The organism is Agrobacterium sp. LR_9 (assembly GCF_041954855.1).
GTDB lineage: Bacteria > Pseudomonadota > Alphaproteobacteria > Rhizobiales > Rhizobiaceae > Agrobacterium > Agrobacterium leguminum.
In genome coordinates this window covers 1-18,430 of the sequence record NZ_JAVAYA010000018.1, presented here as the reverse complement: position 1 = coordinate 18,430, position 18,430 = coordinate 1, and the positions used below count along the sequence as shown (strand labels likewise).

12 protein-coding genes are annotated in these 18,430 nt (G+C 60.0%); 8 read left to right on the top strand and 4 right to left on the bottom strand.

All coding sequences use genetic code 11. The features are described 5' to 3' along the window. Positions 1-105: 105 nt before the first annotated feature. Together RAC79_RS19000 and RAC79_RS18995 are read right to left on the bottom strand one after the other, a co-directional pair. Positions 106-543: a hypothetical protein gene (locus tag RAC79_RS19000; protein ID WP_078052663.1), complete on the bottom strand. Its 438-nt coding sequence runs from the start codon at positions 541-543 to the stop codon at positions 106-108. A 10-nt stretch (positions 544-553) separates the two neighbouring features. Beyond that, positions 554-898: a YqjD family protein gene (locus RAC79_RS18995; protein WP_003522534.1), complete on the bottom strand. Its 345-nt coding sequence runs from the start codon at positions 896-898 to the stop codon at positions 554-556. A gap of 273 nt (positions 899-1,171) precedes the next feature. Here RAC79_RS18995 and nspC point away from each other — a divergent pair, with 273 nt between their 5' ends. Then, positions 1,172-2,269 (top strand): carboxynorspermidine decarboxylase, encoded by a 1,098-nt coding sequence (gene nspC / locus RAC79_RS18990; RefSeq protein ID WP_078052664.1) that lies wholly within the window; start codon positions 1,172-1,174, stop codon positions 2,267-2,269. 60 nt (positions 2,270-2,329) lie between these two features. Next, positions 2,330-3,568, top strand: coding sequence for a saccharopine dehydrogenase family protein (locus RAC79_RS18985; RefSeq protein ID WP_142845678.1), 1,239 nt, complete (start codon positions 2,330-2,332; stop codon positions 3,566-3,568). Between the two features lie 298 nt (positions 3,569-3,866). On the opposite strand, the gene RAC79_RS18980 is transcribed toward RAC79_RS18985, so the two are convergent. Further along, positions 3,867-5,714: a DEAD/DEAH box helicase gene (locus tag RAC79_RS18980; RefSeq protein WP_065657305.1), complete on the bottom strand. Its 1,848-nt coding sequence runs from the start codon at positions 5,712-5,714 to the stop codon at positions 3,867-3,869. 390 nt (positions 5,715-6,104) lie between these two features. Here RAC79_RS18980 and RAC79_RS18975 point away from each other — a divergent pair, with 390 nt between their 5' ends. The 6 genes from RAC79_RS18975 (at position 6,105) to clpB (ending at position 16,067) form a co-directional block, all read left to right on the top strand. Beyond that, positions 6,105-7,382, top strand: a complete 1,278-nt coding sequence (locus RAC79_RS18975) for an aspartate kinase (RefSeq protein WP_003522538.1) — start codon at positions 6,105-6,107, stop codon at positions 7,380-7,382. A gap of 174 nt (positions 7,383-7,556) precedes the next feature. After that, complete coding sequence (ptsP, locus tag RAC79_RS18970) at positions 7,557-9,824, top strand: phosphoenolpyruvate--protein phosphotransferase (protein WP_065657304.1); 2,268 nt, start codon at positions 7,557-7,559, stop codon at positions 9,822-9,824. 130 nt (positions 9,825-9,954) lie between these two features. Further along, on the top strand, positions 9,955-11,034 hold the full coding sequence (gene prfA / locus RAC79_RS18965; RefSeq protein WP_065657303.1) for a peptide chain release factor 1: 1,080 nt from the start codon (positions 9,955-9,957) through the stop codon (positions 11,032-11,034). Continuing rightward, positions 11,031-11,900, top strand: coding sequence for a peptide chain release factor N(5)-glutamine methyltransferase (gene prmC, locus RAC79_RS18960; protein WP_174040228.1), 870 nt, complete (start codon positions 11,031-11,033; stop codon positions 11,898-11,900). Before prfA ends, prmC begins: the two co-directional genes overlap by 4 nt. 396 nt (positions 11,901-12,296) lie before the next feature. Continuing rightward, on the top strand, positions 12,297-13,076 hold the full coding sequence (locus tag RAC79_RS18955) for a DUF4167 domain-containing protein (RefSeq protein WP_080857719.1): 780 nt from the start codon (positions 12,297-12,299) through the stop codon (positions 13,074-13,076). Between the two features lie 366 nt (positions 13,077-13,442). Continuing rightward, entirely contained in the window at positions 13,443-16,067 is a 2,625-nt protein-coding gene (gene clpB, locus RAC79_RS18950) for an ATP-dependent chaperone ClpB (protein ID WP_003522543.1), read from the top strand. 106 nt (positions 16,068-16,173) lie between these two features. On the opposite strand, the gene RAC79_RS18945 is transcribed toward clpB, so the two are convergent. Continuing rightward, entirely contained in the window at positions 16,174-18,120 is a 1,947-nt protein-coding gene (locus RAC79_RS18945; protein WP_020811299.1) for a M23 family metallopeptidase, read from the bottom strand. Between the last annotated feature and the right edge of the window lie 310 nt (positions 18,121-18,430).

Below are 18,430 nucleotides of genomic sequence, written 5' to 3'. Positions count from 1 at the left end.
GTGGCGGGTAACGCCATCAACCAGTCTATCCTTCGCGGGTAACATAAAAAAAACCGCGCATCCATCGTCTGGACGCGCGGTTTGCCTTGTCGTGTCGCCAAGAAATTACTTGGACTTTTTCGTATTGACCCTTGTGGCCAGGAAACCGGCCGCGACAGCCACGGCGAGCGTCGCATAGGGACGCGCCTGGATCGCCAGCGTAAGCAGCGATTGCAGGGCGAGCGGCGCTGCGGCAAGCGGCGCCGCCGTCAAAGGAGTGACAGCGGGACGTGCTGCATAGACCCTCGGACGTTTGATGATCGCCAGCGCCACCAGCATGATGACGCCGAGCAGGAACGCGGTCCCCGCGACGACGAGCGCCGCGGGGCCTGCGCCCACATGCCGGGCAAGATAGATAGAGCCTGCCACCACGGCGGCGATGAAGGCGATCAGGAAGAATATCCCGGTCAGAACCGACAGGGTTATGGTCGCGCGCAATCGCCTTGTGACGACGCGCCCCTCGCGCTGGGTCTCCCCCAGATAGACCAGCAATGCCTCAAGCATGAGCGCGGCCTTATCGACGCGTCAGGAGGGCGAGCACGAAACCGACGCCGACGGCGATGCCGAGCGACTGGAGCGGGTTCTTCTGGACGTGGTCGGTGAGGTTGTCGTTGAGCGTGGAGATTTCATTGCGAACGCTGTCGGCCATTTCTCCGGATGCGGTGAGGGCGTCATCGGCCACACGGGCGGCCTGCGCCTTCAGCTCATGCGAAGCGCCGACGCCGAGCGCCTTCACGCTTTTGGCAAGACTAGCCAGATCTTCGCGAAGCTGGGCGAGCTGCGCTGCCACATCGGCCGCATCGCCGTTTTCGAGGGATTGCTGGATCTTGTCGCTGACGCTGCTACGCACGCTTGCCATAGGTGAGGTCCTTCCTGAACATCATTGATGGGACGACGACACGTCACCGTCGTCCGTGAAGCTTCGTTTCGGCGGCCGAAACACCCGCCTGTCCGTCAGTCAAACGCGCCGATGCCGGCTTGGTTCCGCAACGGGACGGGTTTTCTTGATGCCACTTCGGCTCGGGGGCGATTTTCGAGGAATTCGGTGCCTGACATTTGTTTTCCTGTCACAAGCATCCTATAAGGCCCATCATCGAGACGTACCTTGACTTCAATCAATATGTGAAACGACATGCTCCAGACGCCCTATTACCTGATCGACAAGACAAAACTTCTTCGCAACATGGAGAAGATTGCCTATGTGCGGGAAAAATCCGGCGCCAAGGCGCTCTTGGCGCTGAAGTGCTTCGCCACATGGTCGGTGTTCGATTTCATGTCGCAATATATGGACGGCACCACCTCGTCCTCGCTTTATGAAGTGCGCCTCGGCCGCGAGAAATTCGGCGGCGAGACCCATGCCTATTCCGTCGCCTATGCCGATTATGAAATCGACGAGGTGATTGCGAATGCGGACAAGATCATCTTCAATTCCATCGGTCAGCTCGAGCGTTTCGCCGACAAGGCCTCCGGCATCACACGCGGTCTGCGCCTCAACCCGCAGGTCAGCTCCTCGAGCTTCGATCTTGCCGATCCTGCGCGCCCCTTCAGCCGGCTGGGCGAATGGGATGTCGCCAAGGTCGACAAGGTCATGGACCGTATCTCCGGCTTCATGATCCACAATAATTGCGAAAACAGCGATTTTTCGCTGTTCGACCGCATGTTGACGCAGATTGAGGAGAAATTCGGATCGCTGCTGTCGCGTGCGGAGTGGGTCAGCCTCGGCGGCGGCATCCACTTTACCGGCGACAATTATCCGCTCGACCAGTTCTGCGACCGTCTGCGCGCCTTCTCGGAAAAATACGGCGTGCAGGTCTATCTGGAGCCGGGCGAAGCCTCGATCACGAAGAGCACGACGCTCGAAGTGACGGTTCTCGACACGCTGTTTAACGGCAAGAACCTCGCCATCGTCGACAGCTCCATCGAAGCGCATATGCTCGATCTGCTGATCTATCGTGAGAGCGCCAAGGTTTCGCCGAACGAGGGCGAGCATCCCTACATGGTCTGCGGCAAATCCTGCCTTGCAGGCGATATTTTCGGCGATTTCCGCTTCGACAGGGAATTGAAGGTCGGCGACCGTATCTCCTTCCAGGACGCGGCCGGCTACACCATGGTCAAGAAGAACTGGTTCAACGGCGTCAAGATGCCGGCGATCGCCATCAAGGAACTGGACGGCACCGTACGCGCCGTTCGTGAATTCGACTTTGCCGATTTCGAGCAAAGCCTGTCTTAAACCCTGTTTTTAACATGAAACGAAGCTCATCCCTGCGGGGAAAAGGAGGCATCACCTGAAATGAAGAAGAACGTTCTGATCATCGGCGCCGGTGGCGTAGCACAGGTCGTGGCGCATAAATGCGCCCAGAACAGCGATGTATTGGGAGACATTCATATTGCGTCACGGACTTTGGGAAAGTGCCGCAAGATTGTCGAGTCCGTACGCGAAAAGAAGAGCCTCAAGACAGATGTAAAACTTGAGGCCCATGCGCTTGACGCGATGGATATCGAGGCGACGAAAGCCTTGATTAAACAGACCGGTGTTGAAATCGTCATCAACGTCGGTTCGGCTTTCGTCAACATGTCCGTTCTTCGTGCCTGCATGGACACGGGTGTTGCCTATATGGATACGGCGATCCACGAGGATCCGACCAAGATCTGCGAGACGCCGCCGTGGTACGGAAACTACGAGTGGAAGCGCGCTGAAGAGTGCAAGGAGAAGGGCATTACCGCCATTCTCGGCGTCGGTTTCGACCCGGGCGTGGTCAACGCCTATGCGCGTCTCGCCAAGGATGACTATTTCGACAAGGTCACCTCGGTCGATATCGTCGATATCAATGCCGGCAGCCATGGCCGGTGGTTCTCGACCAACTTCGATCCGGAAATCAACTTCCGCGAATTCACGGGCGTCGTCTACTCCTGGCAGAATGGTCAGTGGCAGACGAACCAGATGTTTGAAGTCGGCCAGGAATTCGACCTGCCGGTCGTCGGCAAGCAGAAGGCCTACATGACCGGCCATGACGAAGTGCATTCGCTGTCCAGGAACATGGACGGTGCCGATGTGCGCTTCTGGATGGGCTTTGGCGATCACTATATCAACGTCTTCACCGTGCTGAAGAACCTCGGCCTCCTGTCCGAAAAGCCGGTCAAGACCGCCGAAGGCCTGGAAGTCGTGCCGCTCAAGGTGGTCAAGGCCGTGCTGCCCGATCCGTCTTCGCTGGCGCCCGACTACGTCGGCAAGACCTGCATCGGCGATATCGTCAAGGGTATCAAGGACGGCAAGGAGCGCGAAGTCTTCATCTACAACGTGGCCGACCACAAGGAAGCCTATGAAGAAGTCGGCTCGCAGGGCATTTCCTACACCGCCGGCGTTCCGCCGGTCGCCGCCGCCATGCTCATCGCCACCGGCGAATGGGACGTGAAGCAGATGGCCAATGTGGAAGAACTGCCGCCGAAGCCGTTCCTGAACCTTCTGAACAAGATCGGCCTTCCGAACCGCATCAAGGACGAAAACGGCGATCGCGCGCTGGAGTTCTGATTGCCGGTGTTGTGATTGCGTTAAATAGAAAGCCCCGCGAAAGCGGGGCTTTTTTGTTGGTGGCGACGTCTGCCGACCAGAATAGTTTGGCGAATTCGTAGCATCCTTACCGTCACCCCGGATTTAGTCCGGGGTCCAGCGCGATCAAGTCCTTGATCGCGGGAGAGTCTTCTCACGGCGCAGACGCGCCGTGGCTGGATGCCGGCTCAAGGCCGGCATGACGGCCGAAACCTTGCTGCCGGTCTCAACTCCCAGATGAACGTGAGCCGAGATTGCTGAGGCTTGTGACGAGTGGCCCTCAGCCCTTCGTCGGCTTCGGCCCACGCTTTTCGAAGGGCTTGTCCTTCTTGCCCTCGTATTTCGGCTTGTCGCCGAAGGGCTTCTTCTTTTTCCAGGGCTTATCGTCGCCCTTGCGGTCATCGCGGGGGCCGCTTGCATTGTCCGATTTGCTGAATTTCCGCTGCGCCTTGGCCGGGCGCGTGTCTTCGCGGAAACCGCCGGTCATTTCCGGCTTGCCTTCCAGCGCCTTCAGACGGATGCCCTTTTCGAGCGTCATGTCCTTGCCGATGGCGGAGGTGAAACGGTCGACAGCATCGGCCGCCAGTTCCACGAAGGTTTCCGTCTGCTGCATGCGGATCGCGCCGATATCCTGGCGGGTGATCTTGCCGAAACGGCAGAGCATGGGGATCAGCCAGCGCGGTTCGGCGCTCTGCTTGCGGCCGACGGACAGCGAGAACCAGGCGCTGTCGGCGAAGTCGGAGCGTTCGCGGCGCGGCGCATTGTTCTCGACCGTTTCGAAACTGTCGCGGCGCGGCTTGCGATTGTTGTCCAGCGAGACTTCGGCGATGTCTTCGGGCGCGGAACGTCCGGCGTGGTACAGGCGCACGAAAGCGGCGGCGACCTTTTCAGCGCCGTGCTGTTCGAGCAGCCTGGTGACGAAATCGCGCTCGTCCTCGGCCACGGCCTCGGTCAGCGACGGGTCGGCCAGAAGCCGGGCGCCGTCGCGCTCAACGATCTCTTCGGCGGAAGGCGGACGAACCCATGCCGGGCTGACCTTGGCGCCTTCCAGCAGGCGTTCCGCCTTGCGGCGCTGGTTGATCGGCACCACGATGGCGCTAACACCCTTCTGACCGGCGCGGCCGGTGCGGCCGGAGCGATGCAGAAGCGTTTCGGAATTGGTCGGCAGGTCGGCGTGGATGACGAGTTCGAGACCCGGCAGGTCGATACCACGGGCGGCAACGTCGGTTGCCACACAGACGCGGGCGCGGCCGTCGCGCATGGCCTGCAGCGCATGGGTGCGTTCGTTCTGGGTCAGTTCGCCGGAAAGGGCCACCACGGCAAAGCCGCGATTGTTGAGCCGCGCCGTCAGATGGTTCACCGCCGCACGGGTGGAGCAGAAGACGATGGCGTTGCGGGCTTCATAAAAGCGCAGCGCATTGATGATGGCGTTCTCGCGGTCGGCCGGCGTCACCAGCATGGCGCGGTATTCGATATCGACGTGCTGCTTCTGTTCGGAAGCGGTGGCGATGCGCACGGCGTTCTTCTGGTAGCTTTCCGCAAGCTTGGCGATGCTGCGCGGAACGGTGGCCGAGAACATCAGCGTGCGGCGGGTTTCCGGCGATTCTTCCAGAATGAATTCCAGATCTTCACGGAAACCGAGATCGAGCATCTCGTCGGCCTCATCCAGCACCACGGCGCGGATGGACGACAGATCGAGCGCGCCACGCTTGATATGGTCGCAAAGACGCCCGGGCGTGCCGACGACGATGTGAGCGCCGCGTTCGAGCGCCCGGCGCTCGTTGCGCACATCCATGCCGCCGACGCAGGAGGCAATCGAGACACCTGCGAATTCATAGAGCCACTCCAGCTCGCGCTTGACCTGCATGGCCAGTTCGCGGGTCGGCGCGATGGCGAGCGCCAGCGGTGCGGAAGCCTGACCGAAGCGGCCGCTCTCCGGCAGCAGCGTCGGCGCCAGTGCGATGCCGAAGGCAACCGTCTTGCCGGAGCCGGTCTGTGCGGAAACCAGCGCATCCTTGTCGGCCAGTTCGGGTGCAAGCATGGCCTGCTGCACGGGGGTCAAATCTTTATAGCCGCGTTTTTCCAACGCCTGCGCGATCGCCGGGGCGATACCCTGGGTGTCTGTCATCTACCGTCTTTCGGATATGAAGCCGCCCGCATCCGCCCGAAACCAATAGGTCCTAAAGTCTCCGGGGCAGCCGATACAGGCCATTTCGGCCATCTGGCCGGTTGCATTGCCGCGCTCATACTGCGAATGGGCCGGTTTGTACAGTGCACCGCGGTACGCTCTTTTGCGGGTGCTTTATCCCGCCGACGTTTTCATCCCGCGATTGTTCCGGAGCGATGCTGCGAAAAAGGCGTACCGCATGGTTCATAAACGGCATTGCGTGCCCCCCGCCTTTTCGCTAAGAGACCCGCAACTTGAGGCTCTTTGTCAGGAAGAGCCGACTGGGTTTGTTCTTGTCCGTCCGCTCTTCGAAGGAGCCGGCGGGAAAATGGGATGGTACTGGTCAAGGCTATGGCTCGCATTGTCATGAAATTCGGCGGCACGTCCGTCGCGAACCTCGAACGCATTCACAATGTCGCACGGCATGTGAAACGCGAAGTGGATGCCGGCCATGAAGTGGCCGTGGTCGTTTCCGCCATGTCCGGCAAAACCAATGAGCTGGTGGACTGGGTGCAGAACGCCGCGAAGGTGGCCGGCGCCAATGCCGCCTCCTTTTTCGATGCGCGCGAATACGACGCGGTTGTTGCATCCGGCGAGCAGGTGACATCAGGTCTTCTGGCGATCACGCTGCAATCCATGGGCATCAATGCGCGCTCCTGGCAGGGCTGGCAGATCCCGATCCGCACCGACAATGCGCATGGCGCCGCCCGCATTCTCGAAATCGACGGTTCGGATATCATTCATCGCATGGGTGAAGGTCAGGTTGCCGTTGTCGCCGGTTTCCAGGGCATCGGCCCGGACAACCGCATCGCGACGCTCGGACGCGGCGGTTCGGATACGTCCGCAGTGGCGATTGCCGCTGCCGTCAAGGCGGATCGTTGCGACATCTACACCGATGTCGACGGCGTTTATACGACCGATCCGCGCATCGAGCCCAAGGCTCGCCGCATGAAGAAGATCGCCTTCGAGGAAATGCTCGAAATGGCGTCTCTCGGCGCGAAGGTTCTGCAGGTTCGCTCGGTCGAGCTTGCCATGGTACACAAGGTGCGCACCTTCGTTCGCTCCAGTTTCGAGGATCCCGATGCGCCGGGCATGGGCGACCTCATCAACCCGCCCGGTACTTTGATTTGTGACGAGGATGAAATCGTGGAACAGGAAGTCGTAACCGGCATCGCCTATGCCAAGGATGAAGCACAGATCTCGCTGCGCCGCGTGGCCGACCGTCCGGGCGTTTCCGCCGCGATCTTCGGGCCGCTCGCCGAAGCGCATATCAACGTCGACATGATCGTGCAGAACATCTCCGAAGACGGTTCGCGCACCGACATGACCTTTACCGTTCCTTCGGGCGACGTTGCCAAGGCGATCAAGCTTCTGGAAGACAACAAGGCCCAGATCGGCTTCGATGTTGCCCAGAACGAGACCGGTCTCGCCAAGGTTTCGGTCATCGGTATCGGCATGCGCAGCCACGCCGGCGTTGCCGCCAGCGCGTTTAAGGCGCTTGCCGAGAAGAACATCAACATCAAGGCGATCACCACCTCCGAGATCAAGATTTCGATCCTGATCGACGGCGCCTATGCCGAACTTGCGGTTCGCACTTTGCATTCCGCCTACGGTCTCGATAAGAGCTAAGCCGAGACATCGGTTCCCGATGCTCCGATTCTTCGGAGTTGCGTTCTTCCGATGTGGCGTTTCATGAAAGCGTGTCCCTTGCGGGACGCGCTTCTCGCGCTATAAATTTTTAAATGACCTTTTGATTCCCGAATATTATGACATTCGGATCGGAAGTGTCGGGGAGCAAACGCGATGAGAGACCTTTCCGCAGGTCCGCGCGTCCTGCTCAAGCGGCTGCGCGAAATGATGGCGGAGCACCTTGAACCGCAGGACCGTCTGGACCAGATCGTCCGTCAGATTGCCAGCAACATGGTGGCGGAGGTTTGCTCGGTCTATGTGCTGCGCTCCGACAGCGTGCTCGAGCTTTACGCGACCGAAGGTCTGAACAAGGATGCCGTGCATCTTGCCCAGCTGAAAATGGGGCAGGGTCTTGTCGGCACCATCGCCGCTTCCGCCCAACCTCTCAATCTTTCCGATGCGCAGGCGCATCCCGCTTTCCGCTATCTCCCTGAAACCGGTGAGGAAATTTATCATTCCTTCCTCGGCGTGCCGATTTTGCGTTCCGGTCGCACTCTTGGCGTTCTTGTGGTCCAGAACAAGGCCAGCCGAACATACCGGGAGGATGAAGTGGAAGCGCTTGAGACAACCGCGATGCTCATTGCCGAAATAGTGGCGAGCGGCGAGTTGAAGAAGATCACCCGCCCCGGGGTGGAGCTGGACCTGACGCGCGCCGTTTCCATCGATGGCGACGGCTATGGCGAAGGCATCGGTCTTGGCCATGTCGTGTTGCATGATCCGCGTATCGTCGTCACCAACCTGCTCAATGAAGATGCCGATACGGAAATCCGGCGTCTTGCCGATGCCATCGGCTCGCTGCGTCTGTCCATCGACGACATGCTGCAGCGTCGCGATGTGCCGACCGAGGGTGAGCACCGCGAGGTTCTGGAAACCTACCGCATGTTCGCTCACGACCAGGGCTGGGTGCGGCGCATGGAAGAGGCGATCCGAAACGGCCTGACGGCGGAGGCGGCGGTCGAGAAGGTGCAGAGCGACACCAAGGCGCGCATGATGCGCCTGACCGATCCCTATCTGCGCGAGCGCATGCATGATTTCGACGATCTCGCCAACCGGCTGCTGCGGCAGTTGATCGGTTTTGGCGGTCGTGGGCCGGAGCAGGATTTCCCGCTCGACGCCATCGTTTTGGCGCGCGCCATGGGTGCTGCCGAACTGCTGGATTACCCGCGTGAAAAACTGCGTGGTCTGGTGCTGGAAGATGGCGCGGTGACGAGCCATGTCGTCATTGTGGCCCGTGCCATGGGCATTCCGATCATCGGACAGGCGACCGGTATCGTCGCTCTGGCGGAAAACAACGATCCCATCATTATCGATGGCGATGACGGCCAGGTGCATCTGCGCCCGATGTCGGATTTGCAGCGTGCTTATGAAGAAAAGGTGCGCCTGCGGGCCCGGCGGCAGGAGCAGTTCCGGGCGCTGCGCAATGTCGAGCCGATCACCAAGGATGGCCAGAAGGTCAATCTGAAGATGAATGCGGGCCTTCTGGTGGACCTGCCGCAGCTCGACGAATCCGGCGCCGACGGCATTGGGCTGTTCCGCACCGAGCTGCAATTCATGATCGCCTCCAACATGCCGAAGGGCGAGGAGCAGGAGGCGTTCTACCGCTCCGTTCTGCGGCAGGCGAAGGGCAAGAGCGTCACCTTCCGCACGCTCGATATCGGTGGCGACAAGGTCGTTTCTTATATGCGCGGCCAGGAAGAGGAAAATCCGGCGCTGGGCTGGCGGGCGATCCGCCTGTCGCTGGACCGGCCGGGCCTGATGCGAACGCAGATGCGCGCGCTGCTGCGCGCCGCCTCGGGTGCCGAACTGCGCATGATGCTGCCGATGGTGACGGAAGTGTCGGAAATCCGCGCCGCTCGCGACCTTTTGCAGAAGGAAGTGCAGCATCTTTCGAAATTCAGCCATGCGTTGCCGAAAAAGCTGCAATTCGGCGCCATGCTGGAAGTGCCATCGCTGATGTGGCAGCTCGATGAGCTGATGCAGGAGGTGGATTTCGTGTCCGTCGGTTCGAACGACCTGTTCCAGTTCTCGATGGCGGTGGATCGCGGCAATGCGCGTGTTTCGGATCGTTTCGACAATCTCGGCAAGCCGTTCCTGCGCATCCTGCGCGATATCGTCCGCGCCGGCGAAAGGCACCACACCTCGGTCACGCTGTGCGGCGAAATGGCGGGCAAGCCGCTTTCGGCCATGGCTTTGATCGGCCTCGGTTTCCGTTCTGTTTCCATGTCGCCGACGGCCATCGGTCCGGTCAAGGCCATGCTTCTCGGGCTCGATGCCGCGCGCCTCGCCGAAGAGCTGAACGCGGCGCTGGACGACCATAATTCGCTGGAAAGCGCGCGCGAGGTGTTGTTACGCTTTGCCGCGACGCATTCCATTCCCATTTAGAGCATTTCCAGGAAAAGTGGATCCCGGTTTTCCGTCCGGAAATGCGTTAGAGCAAAAGGTTAAAGCGTTTTCGCGTTTCGAAGAAAAGCGAAAACCCTCTAAAAGACCTGTTTCATTATTGGAGTGACTGGTGGCGAAGCTTCCCGTCGAAAAAATGCGCGAGTTGGAAAGGCGTTTCGGTGAGATCGAAGCGCGTATGTCGGCCGGGCCTGCTGCGGATGTCTATGTGAAACTGGCTTCGGAATATTCCGAACTCGAGCCGGTGGTGAAGAAAATCCGCGACTACGAGAAGGCGGTTTCCGAAGCCGCCGATCTGGAGGCGCTGCTGGCCGACAAGTCGACCGACAAGGATATGCGCGATCTGGCGGAAATGGAGCTGCCGGATGTCGAGGTCCGCATCGGTGAGCTTGAAAAGGACATGCAGGTTCTGCTGCTGCCGAAGGATGCGGCGGACGAAAAAAGCGCGATTCTCGAAATTCGGGCGGGCACCGGCGGCTCCGAGGCAGCCCTTTTCGCCGGCGATCTGTTCCGCATGTATGAGCGCTTCGCCTCGACCAAGGGCTGGAAGGTGGAAGTGCTTTCCGCAAGCGAGGGCGAAGCGGGCGGTTACAAGGAAATCATCGCGACGATCAGCGGGCGAGGGGTGTTCTCCAAGCTGAAATTCGAATCCGGCGTGCACCGGGTGCAGCGCGTGCCGGAAACGGAAGCGAGCGGCCGCATCCATACGTCTGCCGCCACCGTTGCGGTCCTGCCGGAAGCGGAAGATATCGATATCGAAATCCGCCCGGAAGACATTCGTATCGACACGATGCGTGCTTCGGGTGCAGGCGGCCAGCACGTCAACACCACCGACTCCGCCGTTCGCATCACCCATCTGCCGACGGGCCTGATCGTTACCAGCTCGGAGAAATCGCAGCATCAGAACCGCGCCAAGGCCATGCAGGTCCTGCGCTCGCGTCTCTACGACATCGAGCGCCAGAAAGTGGAGAGCGAACGTTCAGCCGACCGTAAGAGCCAGGTAGGTTCCGGCGACCGTTCCGAGCGCATCCGCACCTATAACTTCCCGCAGGGCCGCGTTACCGATCACCGCATCAACCTCACGCTCTACAAGCTGGACCGGATGATCGAAGGCGAGATCGATGAGCTGGTGGATGCGCTGATCGCCGACTATCAGGCGGGGCAGCTTGCACAGCTCGGCGAACAGCTTTGAGCACGGCCGCTGAAGCGAGTGTTGCGAGTGCTCTTGCCGCAGCCCGCAAAAGGCTGCAGGCGGCGGGGATCGCCGATCCGCTTCTCGATGCGCGGCTTTTGATTGCGGAGGTTGTCGGTTTTTCATTGACCGATTTCGTGATGAAACCTGATCATGCCGTTACGCCGGAAGAAAGCGCCCGTATCGCGGCCATAATCGAAAGGCGGGCGAATGGCGAGCCCGTACACCGCATTCTCGGCCACCGGGAATTTCATGGCCTCGACCTTCTTTTGTCTAAGGAGACGCTCGAGCCCCGGCCGGATACGGAGGTTCTTGTCGATACCCTGTTGCCGGCGCTGAAAAAAGCCGTTTCCGCCAAGGGCAGCGCCCGCATTCTGGATATGGGCACGGGGACCGGCGCGATCTGTCTGGCGCTGTTGAAGGAGTGCCCCGAAGCAACCGGTATCGGCAGCGATATTTCCGCCGATGCGCTCGAAACGGCGGTCCGGAATGCGGCCCGAAACGATCTCGGCGGGCGCTTCGAGGCCATCCGCAGCGACTGGTTTGAAAAAATCTCTGGCCGCTTTGACATAATTGTGTCGAATCCGCCTTATATAAGGAGTGATATCGTCGCAACGCTTGACCAGGAGGTTCGTATCCACGACCCGATGGCGGCGCTGGATGGAGGTCAGGACGGCCTTGCACCGTACCGCCTCATCGCTGCCGATGCAGGCCGCTTTCTTGTGGAAAACGGGATTGTCGGTGTGGAGATCGGTTTCGATCAAAGGCTTGATGTTTCCGCTATATTTGTTTCCCACGGCTTCTCTCTTCTGGACGCCGTGAAGGATTATGGCGGTAACGACAGAGTTTTGACCTTCCGGAGATAGTTGTTCGCGATATGTCTACGGATTTTTTGCAAGGATATTTTGCACAGCAAAAGAAAAGGCTTGGATTTCCGCGGGAAGCGGGATAGTTTGCGGCCACATGCCGGGTGGCTGAGGACGAACACAGATTCGTCAGGGTATGGGTCAGTCCCGAAGCGGGTTCTTTAAAGAGCCCTGAAAGGCTGGGCGTTTCCGGCATGTGAATCAGTAAACTTTGTTCGCAGGCGGCTCGGTGCAGCATTTGCGCAGCCGGTCGTCATACGCGAGGTCTTGCCCAAGGGTTATCTTCGGCAAGACGCGTGATGGAGCAATTTCAGGAAAAATTTCCAGCGGTTTTCCGCCCGGAATTGCATGAAAACAACCAGATTGTCAGCAAAACAGAATTCAGGTGAGCAATTGATGAGGCCAGGACAGCAAAACAAGCGCGGCCGGGGGCGTGGAAACAACAACAATAACAATGGTGGCGGTAACAACAACTTCAACCGCAAGGGCGGCAACCCGCTCACCAGGACTTACGACAGTTCCGGCCCCGATGTTAAAATCCGTGGCACAGCCCAGCACATAGCGGAAAAATACGCGGCTCTGGCGCGCGACGCGCAGAGTTCCGGCGACCGCGTGATCGCTGAGAACTATCTGCAGCACGCTGAACACTATAACCGCATCATCGCTTCGGCTCAGGCCCAGATGCAGGAACGTTTCCAGCGCGACGACCGCGGCGAGTACAATGCTGCCGATGGCGACGATATGGATGTGAACGACGGCGATGAAGGCGTCGTTGCACCGCAGCAGCAGGCCGAACAGGCCGAGCGCGCGCAGCAGCCGGAACGTCAGGAGCGTACCGAGCGGAACGAACAGCGTCGTGAGCGCCCGGACCGCCGCGAACGGCAGGAGCGTCAGCCGCGCCAGCCGCAGGTCGCCGCCGAACAGCAGCCCCCGGTATACGACGCCAGCCAGGCGCCGCAGCCCGTCATCGAAGGCACGCCCATGGAAGTCGCCGTCGAAGAAGAGCAGCAGCAGGCGGAAGCTCCGGCGGGCGAACGCGCACCGAAGGCACGCCGTGCAACCGGACCGCGCCAGCGCCGCCCGCGCCGCACCGCCGCTGCGGAAGGCGCCGAAGGCGAAGATGCGCCGGCCGGTGAAGAGGCGGCACCCGCCACGCTTGAGAACGCTGCCGAATAAGCAGCTTCTGCAAATTACTCTGCAATCGAAAAACTCCGGCTTGCCGGAGTTTTTTGTTTTTGGCGATTGGTGATGAACATTCCGCCAGCAATCGGCGTGGTTTCATGTGGCGAATTGATACCTGTCAAATCATGTGAAAATTTCCCGGACGGTGGATTTTCTCCCCTTTAAACCGATGAAAATGCCTCCCATATTCGTGCAGGACGGACGGAAGCCGCATTCGCCGGCAACCGACCATCAAGAGGCGGCGATCGTGAAATCCTATAAACACGGCTGTCGTAGCGGGGCTTGCCTTTTGAGGGAGCCTCAACCCTAACACCCGGAGCCGTGCCGAAAGCGGGCGGGCCGGTCTATGGAGGTTCGACTATGAATATTGAAAAATACTCCGAGCGCGTTCGCGGTTTTCTGCAATCGGCACAGACCTTTGCGCTGGCCGAAAACCATCAGCAGTTTTCGCCCGAACACGTTCTGAAAGTTCTGCTCGATGACGAGCAGGGCATGGCGGCATCGTTGATCGAGCGCGCCGGCGGCAACGCCAAGGAAGCGCGTCTTGCCAATGATGCGGCGCTTGCCAAATTGCCCAAGGTTTCCGGCGGCAATGGCGGCCTTTCGCTCACCGCGCCGCTCGCCAAAGTGTTCTCGACCGCGGAAGATCTCGCCAAGAAGGCCGGCGACAGTTTTGTCACTGTCGAGCGTCTGCTGCAGGCACTTGCGATTGAAAGCTCCGCCACCACCTCGGCTTCCCTGAAGAAGGCCGGCGCAACGGCGCAGGCGCTCAATCAGGTCATCAACGATATCCGCAAGGGCCGCACCGCCGATAGCGCCAATGCCGAACAGGGCTTCGATGCGCTGAAGAAATTCGCGCGCGACCTGACGGAAGAGGCTCGTGAAGGCAAGCTCGACCCGGTGATCGGCCGCGACGACGAAATCCGCCGCACCATCCAGGTGCTGTCACGCCGTACCAAGAACAATCCCGTGCTGATCGGTGAACCCGGCGTCGGTAAAACGGCGATTGCCGAAGGCCTTGCGTTGCGCATCGTCAATGGCGACGTGCCGGAAAGTCTGAAGGACAAGAAGTTGATGGCGCTCGATATGGGCGCGCTGATCGCCGGTGCGAAATATCGCGGTGAGTTCGAAGAACGTCTGAAGGCTGTGCTCAATGAAGTGCAGGCCGAAAATGGCGGGATCATCCTGTTCATCGATGAGATGCACACGCTGGTCGGTGCCGGCAAGGCCGATGGCGCGATGGATGCGTCCAATCTCCTGAAGCCCGCGCTTGCCCGTGGCGAGCTGCACTGTGTCGGCGCCACCACGCTCGACGAGTACCGCAAGCATGTGGAAAAGGACCCGGCCCTTGCCCGCCGTTTCCAGCCCGTTCTTGTGGACGAGCCGACCGTGGAAGACACGATCTCGATCCTGCGCGGCCTGAAGGAAAAATACGAACAGCATCACAAGGTCCGCATCTCGGATTCGGCCCTGGTTGCGGCTGCAACGCTTTCCAACCGCTATATCACCGACCGCTTCCTGCCCGACAAGGCAATCGACCTGATGGACGAAGCCGCTTCGCGTCTTCGCATGCAGGTGGATTCCAAGCCGGAAGAACTGGACGAACTGGATCGCCGCATCATTCAGCTCAAGATCGAGCGCGAAGCCCTGAAGCAGGAAACGGACCAGTCGTCCGCCGACCGCCTCAAGAAGCTCGAGGACGAGTTGGCCGATACGGAAGAAAAGGCGGATGCGCTGACGGCCCGCTGGCAGGCGGAAAAGCAGAAGCTCGGCCATGCCGCTGACCTCAAGAAGCGGCTGGACGAAGCCCGCAACGAATTGGCGATTGCCCAGCGCAATGGTCAGTTCCAGCGCGCCGGCGAGCTGACCTATGGCATCATTCCGGGTCTCGAAAAGGAACTGGCTGCGGCGGAAGCCCGCGATAGCAGCGGCGCCGGCTCGATGGTTCAGGAAGTGGTGACGGCGGACAATATCGCCCATGTCGTTTCCCGCTGGACCGGTATTCCTGTCGACAAGATGCTGGAAGGCCAGCGCGAAAAGCTGCTGCGCATGGAAGACGAGCTTGCCAAGTCCGTTGTCGGGCAAGGCGAGGCCGTTCAGGCGGTTTCCAAGGCGGTTCGCCGCTCGCGCGCCGGCCTTCAGGATCCCAACCGGCCGATCGGTTCGTTCATCTTCCTCGGCCCGACGGGTGTGGGCAAGACCGAGCTGACCAAGTCGCTCGCCCGCTTCCTGTTCGACGACGAAACCGCGATGGTTCGCCTCGATATGTCGGAATATATGGAGAAACACTCCGTTGCCCGGCTGATCGGTGCGCCTCCCGGCTATGTGGGTTACGAAGAGGGCGGGGCGCTCACGGAAGCGGTTCGCCGCCGGCCCTATCAGGTCGTGCTGTTCGACGAGATCGAGAAAGCGCATCCGGACGTGTTCAACGTCCTCTTGCAGGTGCTGGATGATGGCCGCCTCACGGATGGCCAGGGCCGCACCGTCGATTTCAAGAACACCATCATCATCATGACCTCGAACCTCGGTTCGGAATTCATGACGCAGATGGGCGACAATGACGATGTGGATTCGGTTCGCGATCTGGTTATGGAGCGGGTCCGGTCGCATTTCCGGCCGGAATTCCTCAACCGTATCGACGATATCATCCTCTTCCACCGCCTGCGGCGCGACGAAATGGGTGCGATTGTCGAAATCCAGCTGAAGCGCCTCATCTCGCTGCTCGGCGATCGCAAGATTTCGCTCGAACTGGATGAGGATGCCCGCAACTGGCTTGCCAATAAGGGTTACGATCCGGCTTACGGCGCGCGTCCGCTGAAACGGGTGATCCAGAAGGCAGTTCAGGACAGGCTTGCCGAAATGATCCTCGGCGGCGAAGTCCCGGATGGATCGCGGGTCAAGGTGACCTCGGGCACGGACCGGCTGCTGTTCAAGGTCAAGCCCGCCAAGGGTGAGGCCGAAGCTGAAACGGCCGATGCCGCATAAAATGAAAGGGCTCCGGAAACGGAGCCCTTTTTATATGATCGGACCCTTTTCACATGACCGGGCCCGTTTCATGCGCCCGGGATTGTCGTTCGGGGTTCTCCGCAGATCAGCGGCTCGCCACCTGATTGGGCTTTTCGTCAATATTCAGCAGATTGTCGATGCGCTTTCTCTCGTCGGAGAAACGCGCCAGCGCCTCGCCGGAAAGCGACTTGCCGCCCGGCAGGCGCACTTTCATCGCGTCCACCTTGGTGCCGTTGACGATCAGCTCGTAATGCAGATGCGCGCCGGTCGAAAGGCCGGTCGATCCCACGTAACCGATGACCTGGCCCTGCCGGACCTTTGCGCCTTCGGTGACACCCTTGGCGATGGCGCTCTGGTGGTTATAGGAAGAGACATAGCCATTGGCATGGCGGATCAGCGTCTGGTTGCCGTAACCGGAGGCCCATCCGGCCTTTTCGACGGTGCCGTTGCCCGTCGCGATGATCGGCGTGCCGCGGGCGGCGGCCCAGTCGGTGCCGGTATGCATGCGGCTGAATTTCAAAACCGGGTGACGGCGCATGCCGAAACCGGATGTCATGCGGCCGTTCGGAACCGGGTTGCGCAACAGGAACTGCCGGATGCTTTTGCCGTTCTCGTCGAAGTAATCGATGCTGTTGTCGTCCGGGTTCTGGAACCGGTAAAAACGTGTCTCGTTGTCGCCGAATTTGGCGTTGACGTAGAGCAGTTCCGACTTGTCTGTCGCCTTGCCATCCGCATCTTCCACGGAGAAGAAGGCTTCCAGCGTATCCGCCGGCTTGAGCTGCGCCTGAAAATCGACGCTGCTGGCCAGAAGCTTGATGAGCTGGGAAACCATGCCCTGGTTCATGCCGTAAGCCAGAGCCGCACGGTAGACCCCGTCATAAACGCTCGGCAGATCGCGTCCGGCGGCAGGCGCCGGGGTGCTGTCGAAGGCGGTCGCCACGGCATCGAGCTTCGGCGGTTCGCTGGCCTTGATGAAGCGCTTGCTGTCATCGATGGCCATGGTGACCATGTGCCGGCCCTTGCGGTAAAGGCTCACGCGCACGATGTCGCTTTTCTCGTCTTCCTGAATAATGCCGACGCGCAGCACATCGCCGCTTTCGACATTGTTCGACTGGATTTGCGGCGATAGCAGCCCGGCGATTTCCGACGACTGCGCCTTCGAATAGCCGGCGCCGAAGAGGGCGGCTTCGATGGTCTCTGTCTGGCGGGCAGGGATCACGTCGTCGGCATATTCCTTGACAGGCACCGAGGCGGACTGTGGGGTCGAGACCGACATGTTCTGTTCGACGACACGGGCGGCAAGGCCAGCGGTAATGTCGACATCGCCGTCATCATTATCGAAACGGCGTGGGTCGATGTAATAGAGCGCGGCCAGCTGCTCGTTGCCATCCGTCAGGATCGAACCGTTCGAGCGCACCGCCTCCTCGACCTCGTCGAAGCTCAATGAGCCGGCGAAGGCATATTTGGAGTGCTGGACGGGAAAAGCGACAGTCTTCAGGCTGACTTCGGATTCAACTTCGGAACCATAGATCGTTCCCGTCCGGCTAGGCGCGGGTGCCGATGCGTCCTTGTCCTCGTTGCTGGCAAAAATATTCAGGGGATCGAAGGCGGGATAGTCATCCTGCTTGGCGTAATTTGACGCCAGCGGAATCTTGACATGGGAGAAGGGGACCTTGCGGACCACTTCCTTGTCGCCTTCATTGATGACGGTGGAAACTTCCATGATCGACCGGTCGGAGGGCCGGGCCGCGATATTCGGTGCGACGAGGCGCGTTCCGCGACGTGCGGCTTCCGTGGCGTTGTTGCCCATATCCGCCTTTGCGAAGGCTTCGGCGGGAATGGCGAGCTGCTGGCGGCCGTCAAGAGCCGCGAAAAGAGCCACGCCCATCAATATGGAAGAGGTAATGCCGGTGAGAAACGTGCCGGAAAGCCATCGAAGCGAAATTTCGCGACGATCGGGTGCACGGCGCCCTTCCGCCAGAATTGGCGGTTCCGTGCCTAGCGACCGGATCACATTGCGATCCGCAGTCATACCAGCTGTGCCCCGTCGGTCATGCGCTCTCCAGAAACTTCAGGCGAAGGTGTGCAACTTTCAAAGCTGGGAGTCAAATCGGTCGACGCACCAGCGGGACATGTCGCAGCAGCCCATATAAGGACACGCGCAGGCATGTCTCGTATTAACGCTTCGTTGACGAAGCAATTAGCGAGGAAGGGGGCTAAAAGAAGGCGCGAGCCCTGCCTTGACGCCCGGCGGCCTGTTCTCCTGTGCAAAACCAGGAGTGTGGTTGCGTCTTTTTATGCCGATAAGCTCATGAAAACGAAATTCCCTTTTACAATCAGGT

Excerpts from the sequence above, each read along its gene's own strand:
- RAC79_RS18945 (WP_020811299.1), bottom strand. The coding sequence starts at position 18,120 with ATGACTGCGGATCGCAATGTGATCCGGTCGCTAGGCACGGAACCGCCA.
- RAC79_RS18955 (WP_080857719.1), top strand. The coding sequence starts at position 12,297 with ATGAGGCCAGGACAGCAAAACAAGCGCGGCCGGGGGCGTGGAAACAAC.
- RAC79_RS18975 (WP_003522538.1), top strand. The coding sequence starts at position 6,105 with ATGGCTCGCATTGTCATGAAATTCGGCGGCACGTCCGTCGCGAACCTC.
- ptsP (WP_065657304.1), top strand. The coding sequence starts at position 7,557 with ATGAGAGACCTTTCCGCAGGTCCGCGCGTCCTGCTCAAGCGGCTGCGC.
- RAC79_RS19000 (WP_078052663.1), bottom strand. The coding sequence starts at position 543 with ATGCTTGAGGCATTGCTGGTCTATCTGGGGGAGACCCAGCGCGAGGGG.
- RAC79_RS18995 (WP_003522534.1), bottom strand. The coding sequence starts at position 898 with ATGGCAAGCGTGCGTAGCAGCGTCAGCGACAAGATCCAGCAATCCCTC.
- RAC79_RS18985 (WP_142845678.1), top strand. The coding sequence starts at position 2,330 with ATGAAGAAGAACGTTCTGATCATCGGCGCCGGTGGCGTAGCACAGGTC.
- nspC (WP_078052664.1), top strand. The coding sequence starts at position 1,172 with ATGCTCCAGACGCCCTATTACCTGATCGACAAGACAAAACTTCTTCGC.
- clpB (WP_003522543.1), top strand. The coding sequence starts at position 13,443 with ATGAATATTGAAAAATACTCCGAGCGCGTTCGCGGTTTTCTGCAATCG.
- RAC79_RS18980 (WP_065657305.1), bottom strand. The coding sequence starts at position 5,714 with ATGACAGACACCCAGGGTATCGCCCCGGCGATCGCGCAGGCGTTGGAA.